We start from the raw sequence: 14,042 nt of genomic DNA on the forward strand, positions 1-14,042 counted from the left end.
GCATGCACGCTCTACAAGCCAAGATTCTCGATCCACGCATCGGCGGCGAATTCCCGCTGCCGCAGTACGCTACTCCAGGCTCCGCCGGTCTTGACCTGCGCGCCATGCTCAAAGAAGACACCGTGCTGGAGCCGGGGCAGACGGTACTGATCCCTACCGGCCTTTCGGTCTACATCGGCGACCCGGGCCTTGCCGCACTGATCCTGCCGCGCTCGGGCCTGGGCCACAAGCACGGCATCGTACTGGGTAACCTGGTCGGCCTGATCGACTCCGACTACCAGGGCGAACTGATGGTTTCCTGCTGGAACCGCGGCCAGACCCCGTTCACCATCGCCATCGGCGAGCGCATTGCACAACTGGTCCTGGTACCTGTGGTGCAGGCTCATTTCGACATCGTCGAAGCTTTCGACGAGAGCCAGCGTGGCACTGGTGGCTTCGGTCATTCCGGCAGCAATTGATCCACACGCAGCCCTCTGCGCGTCAAGGATGGCGAACTCTCTGGCGAAAACACCGTCAAAGCGTTCAGTTTTAGCCTGCCCTGCACGCCCTCGATATTGGAGCTCCCCAGAGATGAACGACATGGCACACCCGGTACCCGCACTTCCAGAAAGCATCTTCCGCGCCTACGACATCCGTGGCGTGGTTGGTGACACCCTGTCCGCCGAAACCGCCTACTGGATCGGCCGTGCCATCGGTGCACAAACCCTGGCCCAGGGTGAACCGAACATTTCGGTAGGCCGTGACGGCCGCCTGTCCGGCCCGGTGCTGGTCGAGCAACTGATCAAAGGCCTGGTCGAAGCCGGCTGCCAGGTCAGCGATGTCGGCCTGGTGCCAACCCCTGCCCTGTACTACGCCGCCAACGTCCTGGCTGGCAAGTCCGGTGTGATGCTCACCGGCAGCCACAACCCGTCGAACTACAACGGTTTCAAGATCGTCATTGCTGGCGACACCCTGGCCAACGAACAGATCCAGGCCCTGTTGACCCGCCTGAAGACCAACGACCTGAGCCGCGGCGAAGGCAGCGTCGAGAAAGTCGAAATCCTTGATCGCTATTTCCAGCAGATCACTGGCGACATCAAGCTGGCGAAAAAACTCAAAGTCGTCGTCGACTGCGGCAACGGTGCGGCCGGCGTGATTGCCCCGCAACTGATCGAAGCCCTGGGCTGCGAAATGATCCCGTTGTTCTGCGAAGTTGACGGCAACTTCCCCAATCATCACCCGGATCCGGGCAAACCCGAGAACCTGGTCGACCTGATTGCCAAGGTCAGGGAAAGCGGTGCCGACCTCGGCCTGGCCTTCGATGGCGATGGCGACCGTGTCGGCGTGGTGACCAACACCGGCAGCATCGTCTACCCCGATCGCCTGCTGATGCTGTTTGCCCAGGACGTGCTTGAGCGCAACCCGGGCGCCGAGATTATCTTCGACGTCAAATGCACGCGCCGCCTGACCCCGCTGATCGAGCAATACGGTGGCCGCGCGCTAATGTGGAAGACTGGTCATTCGTTGATCAAGAAGAAGATGAAGCAAACCGGCGCCTTGCTGGCCGGCGAGATGAGCGGACACATTTTCATCAAGGAACGCTGGTACGGTTTCGACGACGGCATCTACAGTGCCGCGCGCCTGCTGGAGATCCTCAGCAAGGCCAAAACCGATGCCGAGCAGCTGTTCGCCGCGTTCCCGAATGATATTTCCACCCCGGAAATCAATATTGATGTGACCGACGAGGGTAAATTCAGCATCATTGATGCACTGCAACGCGAAGCCGACTGGGGCCAAGACGCCAACCTGACCACCATTGACGGTGTGCGGGTCGACTATCCCCATGGCTGGGGTCTGGTTCGCGCCTCCAACACCACACCGGTGCTGGTACTGCGCTTCGAGGCCGACAATGACGCCGAACTGCAGCGTATCCAGGAAGTCTTCCGCGCCCAGTTGAAGCGCGTTGCTCCTGATCTGCAACCCAAGTTCTGACTGACTATCTGTTCCAACTGGAGCCCTGCATGACCCTCGATCGCGATGCCGCCACCCATGTCGCCCAGGTTTTGTCCGAAGCGCTGCCTTACATCCGCCGTTTTGTCGGCAAGACCCTGGTGATCAAATACGGCGGCAACGCGATGGAGAGCGAAGAGCTCAAAACCGGTTTTGCCCGCGATGTGGTGCTGATGAAAGCCGTCGGCATCAACCCGGTGGTCGTGCATGGCGGCGGCCCGCAGATCGGTGATCTGCTCAAGCGTCTGTCAATCGAAAGCCACTTCATCGATGGCATGCGCGTCACCGACGCACAGACCATGGACGTGGTCGAGATGGTCCTCGGCGGCCAGGTGAACAAGGACATCGTCAACCTGATCAACAGCCATGGCGGCAGCGCCATTGGCCTGACCGGTAAAGACGCCCAGCTGATCCGTGCGAAAAAACTGACCGTTACCCGCCAGACGCCAGAGATGACCACCCCGGAAATCATCGATATCGGTCATGTCGGCGAAGTCACCAGCGTCAACACCGACCTGCTGAACATGCTGGTCAAAGGTGACTTCATCCCGGTCATCGCGCCGATCGGCGTCGGTGCCAACGGCGAGTCGTACAACATCAACGCCGATCTGGTCGCAGGCAAGGTGGCCGAAGCGCTGAAGGCTGAAAAGCTGATGCTGCTGACCAACATCGCCGGCCTGATGGACAAGCAAGGCACCGTGCTCACCGGCCTGACCACCGAGCAGGTCAACGAGCTGATCGCTGACGGCACCATCTACGGCGGCATGCTGCCGAAGATCCGCTGCGCACTGGAAGCAGTACAGGGCGGCGTCAACAGCTCGCACATCATCGACGGCCGGGTGCCGAATGCGGTGCTGCTGGAGATCTTTACTGACAGTGGTGTTGGTACTTTGATCACCAATCATAAGCCTCGTTAAGGCAGCAATCGCGGGGCAAGCCCGCTCCTACCGGACTTGTGGGAGCGGGCTTGCCCCGCGATAGGGCACAAAAAAGGCGACCTCAGGGTCGCCTTTTTATTTGCTTCAGATCCCGTACTGGGCCCGATACGCCTCAACGGCCGGCAAATGCTGCTTGAGCGCCGGGTCATCAGCGAGGAACTCCAGCACCTGGGTCAGCGAAACGATGCTGACCACCGGAATACCGAAGTCGCGCTCCACTTCCTGGATCGCCGACAGCTCGCCGTTACCGCGTTCCTGGCGGTTCAACGCGATCAGGACACCAGCAGCCTTGGCCTGCTGACCCTGGATGATCTGCATGACTTCGCGGATCGCGGTGCCAGCGGTGATCACGTCGTCGATGATCAGCACGTCGCCGGTCAGCGGTGCGCCGACCAGGCTGCCACCTTCGCCGTGTGCCTTGGCTTCTTTACGGTTGAAGCACCATGGCAGGTCGAGGTCATGATGCTCGGCCAGCGCCACGGCAGTGGCTGCCGCCAGGGGGATACCCTTGTAGGCCGGGCCGAACAGCACATCGAACGGAATCTTGCTGTCGACGATCGCCGCTGCATAGAAACGCCCGAGCTGAGCCAGGGCCGAACCACTGTTGAACAGGCCGGCATTGAAGAAATACGGGCTGGTGCGCCCGGATTTGAGGGTGAATTCACCGAAGCGCAGAACCCCGCGGTCGATGGCAAAACGAATGAAGTCGCGCTGATACGGCTGCATGAAGAGTCCCGGATACCACGGATTTAGCTAAATGAGTACAGCTCGGGTATCATACACGCACGAGATTTTTGGGGCCATTTATGCGGATCATCAGTGTGAACGTTAATGGCATTCAGGCTGCCGTTGAGCGTGGTTTGCTCAGCTGGCTACAAGCCCAGAATGCTGACGTCATCTGCCTTCAGGATACCCGCGCCTCGGCCTTTGAACTCGACGACCCAGCTTTCCAGCTTGATGGCTACTTCCTTTATGCCTGCGACGCAGAAGTTCCCGCCCAAGGCGGCGTGGCGCTTTATTCGCGGTTGCAGCCCAAGGCAGTCATCAGCGGCCTGGGCTTCGAGACAGCCGACCGCTACGGACGTTACCTGCAGGCCGATTTCGACAAGGTAAGCATCGCAACGCTGCTGCTGCCTTCGGGAATGAACGGCGACGAAGACTTGAACCAGAAGTTCAAGTTGATGGACGACTTCGCCAAGTACCTGGACAAGCAGCGACGCAAACGTCGCGAGTACATCTATTGCGGCTCGTTGTACGTGGCGCAGCAGAAGCTCGACGTCAAGAACTGGCGCGATGGCCAGCAGTCGCCGGGCTTCCTGGCGCCGGAGCGGGCCTGGATGGACACCGTCGTCGGTGACATGGGTTATGTCGACGCCCTGCGCGAAGTCAGCCGTGAAGGCGACCAGTACAGCTGGTGGCCGGACAACGAACAGGCCGAGATGCTCAACCTGGGCTGGCGTTTCGACTACCAGCTGCTGACCCCGGGCCTGCGCCGCTTCGTACGAAGCGCACGCCTGCCGCGTCAACCGCGCTTCTCCCAGCACGCGCCACTGATCGTGGACTACGACTGGACGCTGACGATCTGATTCGTTCAGGCACAAAAAAACCGACATCACGTCGGTTTTTTTGTGCCTGACGGCTGAGTGACCCCAGTGGGAGCGGGCTTGCCCCGCGATGCGATGGGGCTGACAAACCGCAATCGCGGGACAAGCCCGCTCCTACCGGGCCTATTTGATCGGCCGCCAAGTTAAGGGGTAGCGATAGGGCTGCCCGTCATTGGCCTTGACCCCGGCAACGATCGTGAGAACCAGCACGGCAACCATCAACATGCCGAACAACACGATCCCCACCAGCACGAACATCAGCGCAAAGCAGATGATCGAGGCCAGGAACACGGTGAGCTGAAAATTCAGCGCTTCCTTGCCCTGGGCATCGATGAACGGGTCCAGGTCCTTTTTCCAGATCCACATCACCAGCGGACCCAGCAGGTTGCCAAACGGCACCACCAGCCCCAGCAGGGCGGCCAGGTGACAGAACATCGCCCACTGTCGAATCTCGGCATTGGGGGTGGGCAACTGTAACGGTTGCTCGGTCATGTTCTGCTCCTTGCCGTGTCGAAATCAGTCAGCCAGCGAGGCTTGCTGCAGTTCGAACAGATCAACCATGCCTTTCTGCGCCAGCGCCAGCATGGCGTTGAGCTCTTCCGGCTGGAACGGCGCGCCTTCGGCAGTGCCCTGGACTTCGATGAAGCCACCCTGGCTGGTCATGACCACGTTCAGGTCAGTCTCGGCAGCCGAGTCTTCCAGGTAGTCCAGGTCGAGCACTGCTTCGCCCTGGTACATACCAACCGAAACGGCAGCGATCATGTGCTTGAGCGGGTCGCCGCCTTTCAGGCCGCCACGTTTCTTGACCACGCGCAGGGCATCGACCAGGGCAACCATGGCACCGGTGATCGAGGCAGTGCGGGTACCGCCATCGGCCTGGATCACGTCACAGTCGACATACAGGGTGATGTCGCCGAGTTTTTTCATGTCCAGCGCGGCGCGCAGCGAACGGCCGATCAGGCGCTGGATTTCGAGGGTACGGCCACCCTGCTTGCCGCGAGCGGCTTCACGCTGGTTACGCTCGCCGGTGGAGCGCGGCAGCATGCCGTACTCGGCGGTCAGCCAGCCTTGGCCCTGACCTTTGAGGAAGCGCGGCACACTGTTCTCGACGCTGACAGTGCAGACGACTTTGGTGTCACCGAACTCGACCAGTACTGATCCCTCGGCGTGTTTGGTGTAGTTGCGGGTGATGCGGATCGAGCGGAGCTGATCGGCAGCGCGACCACTTGGACGTTTCATTTGGGATACCTGTACTGGGTTTGAATCTGCCCAGCATTATAGAGCGCACCGAGCCCGGAGGACACGTCTATTGTCGCAGCCCCGAAAACAATGGGCCCAGAGGCGCTGGTCGGTTTTTTCCGGGCGTTGCCTGACTGTTTGTAACATCAGTGCATTGGGAGCCAGCGCCGCACTGCGCTACAATCTTGCGCCTTTGCAGCCGGTTGGCTTTTCCTTGACCCTTTTTTGCGAGGTACTTCCCATGGTGCACAGCATGACCGCTTTTGCTCGTGTCGAGCGCGCCGGTAGCCAGGGCACCCTGATCTGGGAACTACGCTCGGTCAACCATCGCTACCTGGAGCCGCACCTGCGTTTGCCCGAAGCGCTGCGCGACCTCGAAGGTGCAGTGCGTGAAGCGCTGCGCCAGGGTCTGTCGCGGGGCAAGGTCGAATGCACCTTGCGCTTCAACGAAGAGAACGCCGGCAAGCCCTTGCAGGTCGACCGCGAGCGCGCTGCGCAACTGGTCGCCGCCGCCGAGACCGTGGCCAGCCTGATCAAGCAGCCGGCACCGCTGAACCCGCTGGAAGTGCTGGCCTGGCCAGGCGTGCTGGTCGCTGATGCCAGCGATCCACAGGCGCTGAACCACGAAGCGCTGGAGCTGTTCGAAGAGGCTCTCAAGGAGCTCAAGAACGGCCGCAACCGCGAGGGTACCGAACTGGCCCGCCTGATCCACGAGCGCCTCGACGGCATGGCCAGCGAAGTCACCACCCTGCGCGCCCTGGTGCCGCAGATGCTGGCAGCCCAGCGGCAGAAGATTCTCGACCGTTTCACCGACATGCAGGCCGAACTCGACCCGCAGCGCCTGGAGCAGGAAATGGTCCTGCTGGCGCAAAAGAGCGACGTCGCTGAAGAGCTCGACCGCCTGAGCACCCACATCAACGAAGTACGCCGGGTGCTCAAGTCCGGCGGCGCCGCTGGCCGACGCCTGGACTTCCTGATGCAGGAGCTCAATCGCGAAGCCAACACCCTGGGCTCCAAAGCCTTCGACCCACGCAGCACCCAGTCCGCGGTCAACCTCAAGGTACTGATCGAGCAGATGCGTGAACAAGTACAGAACATTGAGTAAGGCCACCCCGACCATGAATCACAGCAGCGGCACCCTTTATATCGTTTCCGCCCCGTCCGGCGCCGGCAAGACCAGCCTGGTCAAGGCCCTGATCGACGCCGACAACAGCATCCAGGTGTCGGTCTCGCACACCACCCGGGCCATGCGCCCGGGCGAAGTGCACAGCGTGAACTACCACTTCGTCGAGCACGCCGAGTTCAAGCTGATGATCGAGCAAGGCGACTTCCTCGAACAGGCCGAAGTGTTCGGTAACTTCTACGGGACATCGCGCAGCGCGCTGCAGCAGACGCTCGACCAGGGCCACGACCTGATCCTGGAAATCGACTGGCAAGGTGCCCAGCAGGTGCGCAAGCTGATGCCTGAGGCGCGTTCGATCTTCATCCTGCCGCCGACCCAGGAAGCCCTGCGCCAGCGCCTGACCAACCGTGGCCAGGACAGCGATGAGATCATCGAGGGACGTATGCGTGAAGCGGTCAGCGAGATGAGTCACTACGACGAGTATGACTTCGTCATCATCAACGATGACTTCGCCACTGCGCTGGAAGACCTCAAGGCGGTGTTCCGCGCCAACCGCTTGCTGCAGGCTAACCAGCAGCAGCGTCATGGCCAGTTGCTCAAGCAATTGCTTGCCTGAGCAACCGGACACTCCAGCCGCTTAGCGGCGGCTGGAGACAGTGGCGTGACGTTGCAGGGTCATGCCCAGGAAGAACGCCGGCGCCCGCAGGCGTGACAGGATCATCAGCCCCAGCCCCAGCAGTGTGATGATCATTGCGATCACGAACACCAAGCCCAAGCCACCTACATGCGAACCGCTGCCAAACGACGGCGAAGCGCTGTCGTAGGCTGTCTGCAGGAAGATCACCGAGAGAATGCCGCCGCCGAGCAGCGGGCAAAGGCCACGCATCAGGAAGTGGCGCACGCTGTCGAACAGACTGTGGCGGAAGTACCAGACACAGGCAAAGGCAGTCAGCGAATAGTAGAAACAGATCATCATGCCCAGGGCGGTGATGGTGTCGGCCAGTACGTTCTCGCTCAGGGTGCGCATGGTGACGTAGAACACACCTGCCGCCACACCGGCACAGATCGTCGCGTAGCGCGGGGTTTTCGAACGCGGACAGATGTTGGCGAAGCGCTCCGGCACCGCACCGTAGTAACCCATGGCCAACAAGGTCCGCGCGGGCGAAACGAAGGTCGACTGCAGCGACGCTGCCGTACTGGCCAGCACCGCGATCGACATCAGGATCGCCAGCGGCCCCATGACCGGGCCCGCCAGGTGGGCGAAGACGTTTTCCTGGATGCGCGGGTTGTTCAGGCCCAGGCCAACATCACTGATACCGGCAAACTGCAGCGTGGCGATTGCCGTCACCAGGTACAGCCCCAGAATCAGCAGGACCGTCAGGGTTGCCGCACGGCCAGGGGTGTCACCGCTGCCCACCGACTCTTCGCTGATGCTCAGGCAGACATCCCAGCCCCAGAAGATGAAGATCGACAGCGACAGGCCGGCCGTAAACGCCGAGAACGACTCAACGCCAAAGGGGTTGAACCAGTCGAAATCAAACTCCAGAGGCGGCATCGCCGACGACTCGCCAAATGCCGCCATGGCGAAACCGATCAGTACCACCAGCTGCAGTGCCACCAGGCCGTACTGCACGGTCATCGTGGTGGTAATCCCGCGGCAGCAGATCCACACTGCCATGGCGATGAACACGCAACAGGTGACGACGTTGATCAACAGGTTATCGGCCAGCGCCGCCACCTCGTGGTTGCCGGTTATCTGCCCGAGGAACAGATAGAAGAAGTCGACCGCCACCCCCGCAAGGTTGGACAGCACAATGGTGGTGGCCGTAACCAACCCCCAACCGCCGATCCAGCCGATCATCGGGCCGAACGCCCGCGCCGACCAGGTAAAGGATGTGCCGCTGTCAGGTTCGGCCGAGTTCAGCTCGCGATAGCCCAGCGCAACCAGCAACATTGGCAGGAAACCGACGATGAACACCGCCGGCAGGTGAGCACCGACTTCACGCACGGTTGGGCCGAGGGCGCCAGTGAGGGTGTAGACCGGTGCAATGGTGGAGATACCCAGGACAATGCTCGCCAGCAGTCCAAGCCGGCCCGAGGCCAGCCCTTTGGATGCTTTCGATACACTTTTTTCCTGGGTGCGAGCCTGTCCCATACCCGGGGACAGGCCTGCTTCGTATTCGCTCATGAGTAGTTGCCGCCGCTTTTACTATTGTTTTTCAGGACGCCCCGCAGCGCGTCCGCTTGCACTCAATGAAACTTGTTGCTGTTGCGTGAATTCCGGATTATCCGGATGACCTCATAGGGTCTTCTCCCGGTGACGCTCGCCCCTTGCACGGGCCAGGCATGCCTCACGAAACGCCTGGAACAGACGCAACGAAACCGGGTTTTCGGCCAAGCGGTACTCCGGGTGCCATTGCACACCGACCACAAAGCCCGGGGCGTCCTCCATGGACACTGCTTCAATCAATCCGTCCGGCGCCAGGGCCTCGGCCCGCAGGCTGTCAGCCAGGCGATCGATGCCTTGGCTGTGAAGCGAATTGACCATGAAGCTCTGTTCCAGCCCCAGCCGTTCGAACAGCCCGCCAGGCTGTACGGTAACGCTATGACGTGGGCTGTATTGCTCTTCCAGCGGCGCATCCTGCGGCTCGCGGTGATCAAGGAAACCTGGCAGCTCCTGCACCCGCTGGTGCAGGGTGCCGCCCAAGGCAACGTTCAATTCCTGGAATCCACGGCAGATGCAGAACACCGGCACACCGGTGGCAATGGCGGCCTGCAGTAACGGCAGGGTCAGCCGGTCGCGAAACACATCGTGCTTCGTACCTTCCACGCTGGGGGCGCCATTGTAATGATGCGGCTCGACATTTGAAGGCGAACCGGTAAAAAGAATGCCATCGAGGCGCTCTAGCACGCGTTGCGGGTCAACCGGCTCGGCACGCGCCGGCAGGATCAGCGGGATCCCGGCGAAACCTGCCGCTTCGACATACTTGTCGCCAACGGTGTGCGACGAATTATTGCCCAACTGCTGACGACAGGCGGAAATGCCAATCAAAGGCGGCAGGTCATTGGTAGTTTGCATGGGTTCACCCTCCCTTACAGCTTGATCCAGGTCGCCTTGAGTTCGGTGTATTTGTCAAAAGCGTGCAGCGACTTGTCGCGGCCATTACCCGACTGCTTGAAGCCGCCAAACGGCGCGGTCATGTCGCCGCCGTCGTACTGGTTGACCCAGACGCTGCCAGCACGCAGGGCACGGGCAGTCTTGTGGGCGCGGGAAATGTCGTTGGTCCAGACCGCCGCGGCCAGGCCGAACGGTGAATCGTTGGCGATAGCAACGGCCTCTTCGGCGCTGTCGAAGGTGATCACCGATAGCACCGGCCCGAAGATTTCCTCGCGGGCAATGCGCATGGCGTTGGTCACGCCATCGAAGATCGCCGGTTGCAGGTACACGCCACAGGTGTCTTCCAGCACACGCTCGCCGCCAGTCAGCAACGTAGCGCCATCGGCTTTGCCGGCTTCGATGTAGCCGAGCACGGTATCCAGCTGGGTGCTGTCCACCAGCGCGCCGACGCGGGTCTCGGGATCCAGGGCGTGCCCCGGCTTCCAGGTCTTGAGCGCCTCGACCACCATCGGCAGGAAGCGCTCCTTGATGCTGCGCTCGACCAGCAGGCGCGAGCCGGCAATGCACACTTCGCCCTGGTTGAAGGCGATGGCCGCCGCGGCCGCATCGGCAGCCGCTTGCAGGTCAGGGGCGTCGGCAAAGACGATGTTCGGGCTCTTGCCGCCGGCTTCCAGCCAGACCCGCTTCATGTTCGACTCACCGGCATAGACCATCAGCTGCTTGGCAATGCGCGTGGAGCCGGTGAACACCAGGGTGTCGACATCCATGTGCAGGGCCAGGGCCTTGCCGACCGTGTGACCGTACCCAGGCAGCACGTTCAGTACACCGGCCGGAATACCGGCGTCGAGTGCCAACTGGGCGATACGGATCGCCGTCAGCGGTGATTTTTCGGACGGCTTGAGGATCACCGAGTTACCGGTGGCCAGGGCCGGGCCGAGCTTCCAACAGGCCATCATCAGTGGAAAGTTCCACGGAACAATGGCCGCAACCACGCCGACCGGCTCGCGGGTGACCAGACCCAACTGGTCGGACGCGGTTGCAGCAACTTCGTCATAAATCTTGTCGATGGCTTCGGCATGCCAGCGAATGGCATTGGCCGCAGCCGGAATATCAATGCTCAGGGAATCGGCAATCGGCTTGCCCATGTCCAGGGTTTCCAGCAACGCCAGTTCCTCGGCGTTGGCCAGCAGCAGATCGGCGAAGGCAATCAGCACCCGTTTGCGCTGTGCCGGCGCCTGCTGTGCCCAGACGCCACTGTCAAAGCTGCGGCGGGCGGCGGCCACGGCGCGCTCGGCGTCGGCGCTGTCACAGCTGGCAACCTGCGCCAGCTGGCGGCCATCGACCGGGCTGGAACAATCGAAAATGTCACCAGCAACACTGGCGCAGTACTGCCCGTCGACAAAGGCACGGCCTTCGATCTTCAGGGTCTGGAACAGCTGTTCCCAGTGTTCACGTGGTGCAATTGTCATTGTTGTTTTCTCCGGGCATCACACGGTATGCAGGTACCAGTTGTATTCGAGGTCGGAAATCGACACCTCGAATTCGGCCATTTCGCTTTCCTTGCAGGCGACAAAAATGTCGATGTAATCCGGGCTGATGTACTTGTTCAGCACTTCGCTGTCATCGAGTTCACGCAACGCATCGCGCAGGTTGTTCGGCAGGCTCTGCTCCAACTGCTCGTAGGAGTTGCCTTCAATCGGCGCGCCCGGCTCGATCTGGTTGGTCAGGCCGTGGTGAATACCGGCCAGAATCGCCGCCATCATCAGGTACGGGTTGGCATCGGCACCGGCTACGCGGTGTTCGATGCGCACCGCATCGCTGCTGCCGGTCGGTACGCGGACCGCCACGGTGCGGTTGTCCAGGCCCCAGCTTGGCGCATTGGGCACATAGAACTGGGCACCGAAACGGCGGTAGGAGTTGATGTTCGGGCAGAGGAAGGCCATCGATGCCGGCATGGTTTCCAGGACGCCACCGATGGCGTGACGCAGGGTCTCGCTCTGCTCGGGGTCATCGCTGGTGAAAATGTTCTTGCCGGTTTTCTTGTCCAGCAACGAGATATGCACATGCAGACCGTTGCCCGCCTGGCCCGGGTAAGGCTTGGCCATGAAGGTGGAATCCATCTCATGGTCGTAGGCGATGTTCTTGATCAGGCGCTTGAGCAGTACCGCATAGTCGCAGGCCTTGATCGCGTCGGCGACGTGATGCAGGTTGACCTCGAACTGCGCAGGCGCGCTTTCCTTGACGATGGCATCGGCAGGAATGCCCTGCTCTTTCGCCGCTTCGAGCATGTCCTGCAGGCAGTCGACGTACTCGTCAAGATCGTCGATCAGGTACACCTGGGTCGACTGCGGGCGCTTGCCGGAGATCGGCGAGCGCGGCGGTTGTGGACGGCCGTTTAGGTTGTCCTGGTCGATCAGGTAGAACTCCAGCTCAAACGCCGCGCAGATATCCAGGCCCAATGCGTCGAATTTCTCCACGACGCCACGCAAAACCTCACGCGGGTCGGCGAAGAACGGCGCGCCGTCCAGCTCGTGCATGGTCATCAGCAACTGCGCAGTCGGGCGCTTCTGCCAGGGTTCGTAGCTCAGGGTGCCAGGGATCGGGAAACAGATGCGGTCGGCGTCACCGATATCCAGGCCCAGGCCGGTGCTTTCCACGGTGGAACCGTTGATATCCAGGGCGAACAGCGAGGCCGGCAGGTTGATGCCTTTTTCGTAGACCTTGACCAGGCTCGCACGCTCGATGCGCTTGCCACGTACCACGCCGTTCATGTCGGCAATCAACAGATCGACAAACTGCACCTCAGGGTGGGCCTGGAGAAATTCACCCATCTCGTCGAGAGGGATGGCGCGCGGAGAGACCGACGTCATGGCTAGGCATCCTTTGATTTTTTATCGAACGACTGTGGAGGAGGTACTGCGGCGCTAACGGGAGCGGCGATGGTTTCATTTGTTCTTTTAAGTAGTCCCATCGTGGGGAACTGCAGAACGTTGTCATATAGGACTTTCGTTCCACATGCTGACAACGTCGCGAGTTGATTCACGACTGCTGCCGCACTATAGAATGGCCCTAGCGCAACAGACATTGGCATTTAGGCAAGCAAAGAGTGCACCCATGCAATATCAGATCAGTCACGCCGACCTCTCACTGGTACTCGCCCTGGTACGCGGACGCTCACTGGCAAAGGCCGCAGAGCTGCTGCGGGTTGATGTTTCGACGGTGTTCCGCTCGATTCGGCGCATGGAAGCTGCCCTCGGTACCGCGTTGTTCGTAAAGAGCCGCAAAGGCTACATCCCCACCGGCACCGCCCAGGCCCTGGCCGAGCAGGCCGAGCGCGCCGAACAGGCCCTGGATGCCGCGCGGGTGGCGCTGGAGCACGGTGAGCAGGTAGTCAGCGGTACCGTTCGTCTGACGTGTACCGATGCGGTGCTGCACAGCCTGTTGCTGCCGGCACTGGCCGAGTTCATGCCGGCCTATCCGGCCCTGTCGCTTGAACTGGCGACCTCCAACACCTTCGCCAACCTGAGCCGCCGCGATGCCGACCTCGCCCTGCGCCTGACCAACGCGCCACCGGAGCACCTGGTTGGCCGCTGCCTGGGCTCGGCTTCTTATGTGGTCTGCGGCCGCGAGGAGTATCGCGAAAAGCTCAAGCAAGCCCCGACCAGCCTGCCGTGGATCGCCCCCGACGACACCATGCAAGACCACCCCACCGTGGTCTGGCGCAGCGAGCACCTGCCCGGCGTCATGCCGCGTTATCGCTGCAGCAGTATCTCGGCGATTGCTCAGCTGGTGACTGCCGGGCTTGGCGTAGCGGCCCTGCCCGATTACATGGCCCACACGCTGCCGGGCGTCGAGCCGTTGAGCGACGCCCTGCCCGGCTGCGACACCGAACTCTGGCTGCTGACCCGCCCGGATTGCCGGGCGTTGCGCTCGGTACAGACCTTGTTCGATGAGCTGACGCCGCGGCTGCGCGATGCCTTGGGGCGCCAATAAAATCGCTATCGCGGGGCAAGCCCGCTCCCACAGGGCGG

Annotated in this window: 13 protein-coding genes and 1 pseudogene; 7 read left to right on the plus strand and 7 right to left on the minus strand. The window is 61.5% G+C overall.

Annotation, left to right across the window (positions count from 1 at the left end; genetic code table 11):
- The first annotated feature begins 2 nt into the window (after positions 1-2).
- The 3 genes and pseudogenes from dut to argB all read left to right on the plus strand — a co-directional run bounded on the left by dut (position 3) and on the right by argB (position 2,906).
- On the plus strand, positions 3-458 hold the full coding sequence (gene dut / locus PSAKL28_RS25795; protein ID WP_038615893.1) for a dUTP diphosphatase: 456 nt from the start codon (positions 3-5) through the stop codon (positions 456-458).
- Positions 459-594: 136 nt separating this feature from the next.
- Positions 595-1,971: pseudogene (locus PSAKL28_RS25800) on the plus strand (phosphomannomutase/phosphoglucomutase); the annotation flags it as partial.
- A gap of 29 nt (positions 1,972-2,000) precedes the next feature.
- Positions 2,001-2,906: an acetylglutamate kinase gene (argB, locus tag PSAKL28_RS25805; protein ID WP_038615898.1), complete on the plus strand. Its 906-nt coding sequence runs from the start codon at positions 2,001-2,003 to the stop codon at positions 2,904-2,906.
- Positions 2,907-3,011: 105 nt separating this feature from the next.
- On the opposite strand, the gene pyrE is transcribed toward argB, so the two are convergent.
- On the minus strand, positions 3,012-3,653 hold the full coding sequence (gene pyrE, locus PSAKL28_RS25810) for an orotate phosphoribosyltransferase (protein ID WP_010225878.1): 642 nt from the start codon (positions 3,651-3,653) through the stop codon (positions 3,012-3,014).
- Positions 3,654-3,733: 80 nt separating this feature from the next.
- Here pyrE and crc point away from each other — a divergent pair, with 80 nt between their 5' ends.
- Complete coding sequence (gene crc / locus PSAKL28_RS25815; RefSeq protein WP_028942456.1) at positions 3,734-4,513, plus strand: catabolite repression control protein Crc; 780 nt, start codon at positions 3,734-3,736, stop codon at positions 4,511-4,513.
- Positions 4,514-4,654: 141 nt separating this feature from the next.
- Here the strand turns inward: crc and PSAKL28_RS25820 are convergent, their stop codons facing one another.
- Both PSAKL28_RS25820 and rph read right to left on the minus strand, forming a co-directional pair.
- Entirely contained in the window at positions 4,655-5,023 is a 369-nt protein-coding gene (locus tag PSAKL28_RS25820) for a DUF4870 domain-containing protein (RefSeq protein WP_038615900.1), read from the minus strand.
- A 24-nt stretch (positions 5,024-5,047) separates the two neighbouring features.
- Positions 5,048-5,770, minus strand: a complete 723-nt coding sequence (gene rph, locus PSAKL28_RS25825; protein WP_038615903.1) for a ribonuclease PH — start codon at positions 5,768-5,770, stop codon at positions 5,048-5,050.
- A 241-nt stretch (positions 5,771-6,011) separates the two neighbouring features.
- On the opposite strand from rph, the gene PSAKL28_RS25830 reads away from it, so the two are divergent.
- Positions 6,012-6,875 carry a YicC/YloC family endoribonuclease gene (locus PSAKL28_RS25830; protein WP_038615907.1) on the plus strand — a complete coding sequence of 288 codons (864 nt, stop codon included), beginning with the start codon at positions 6,012-6,014 and terminating at the stop codon, positions 6,873-6,875.
- A 13-nt stretch (positions 6,876-6,888) separates the two neighbouring features.
- Positions 6,889-7,509, plus strand: a complete 621-nt coding sequence (gene gmk / locus PSAKL28_RS25835) for a guanylate kinase (RefSeq protein WP_038615909.1) — start codon at positions 6,889-6,891, stop codon at positions 7,507-7,509.
- Between the two features lie 21 nt (positions 7,510-7,530).
- Here the strand turns inward: gmk and PSAKL28_RS25840 are convergent, their stop codons facing one another.
- The 4 genes from PSAKL28_RS25840 to PSAKL28_RS25855 all read right to left on the minus strand — a co-directional run bounded on the left by PSAKL28_RS25840 (position 7,531) and on the right by PSAKL28_RS25855 (position 12,881).
- Positions 7,531-9,081: an APC family permease gene (locus PSAKL28_RS25840; protein ID WP_038615911.1), complete on the minus strand. Its 1,551-nt coding sequence runs from the start codon at positions 9,079-9,081 to the stop codon at positions 7,531-7,533.
- Between the two features lie 111 nt (positions 9,082-9,192).
- Entirely contained in the window at positions 9,193-9,972 is a 780-nt protein-coding gene (locus PSAKL28_RS25845; protein WP_038615913.1) for a gamma-glutamyl-gamma-aminobutyrate hydrolase family protein, read from the minus strand.
- Positions 9,973-9,986: 14 nt separating this feature from the next.
- A complete protein-coding gene (locus tag PSAKL28_RS25850) occupies positions 9,987-11,480 on the minus strand; it encodes an aldehyde dehydrogenase (protein WP_038615915.1) in 1,494 nt (497 codons plus the stop codon).
- An 18-nt stretch (positions 11,481-11,498) separates the two neighbouring features.
- A complete protein-coding gene (locus PSAKL28_RS25855; RefSeq protein WP_038615917.1) occupies positions 11,499-12,881 on the minus strand; it encodes a glutamine synthetase family protein in 1,383 nt (460 codons plus the stop codon).
- A gap of 244 nt (positions 12,882-13,125) precedes the next feature.
- Here PSAKL28_RS25855 and PSAKL28_RS25860 point away from each other — a divergent pair, with 244 nt between their 5' ends.
- Positions 13,126-14,004 (plus strand): LysR family transcriptional regulator, encoded by an 879-nt coding sequence (locus PSAKL28_RS25860; RefSeq protein ID WP_038615920.1) that lies wholly within the window; start codon positions 13,126-13,128, stop codon positions 14,002-14,004.
- Positions 14,005-14,042: the final 38 nt, after the last annotated feature.

The sequence above is a fragment of the Pseudomonas alkylphenolica genome (genome assembly GCF_000746525.1).
Lineage (GTDB): Bacteria > Pseudomonadota > Gammaproteobacteria > Pseudomonadales > Pseudomonadaceae > Aquipseudomonas > Aquipseudomonas alkylphenolica.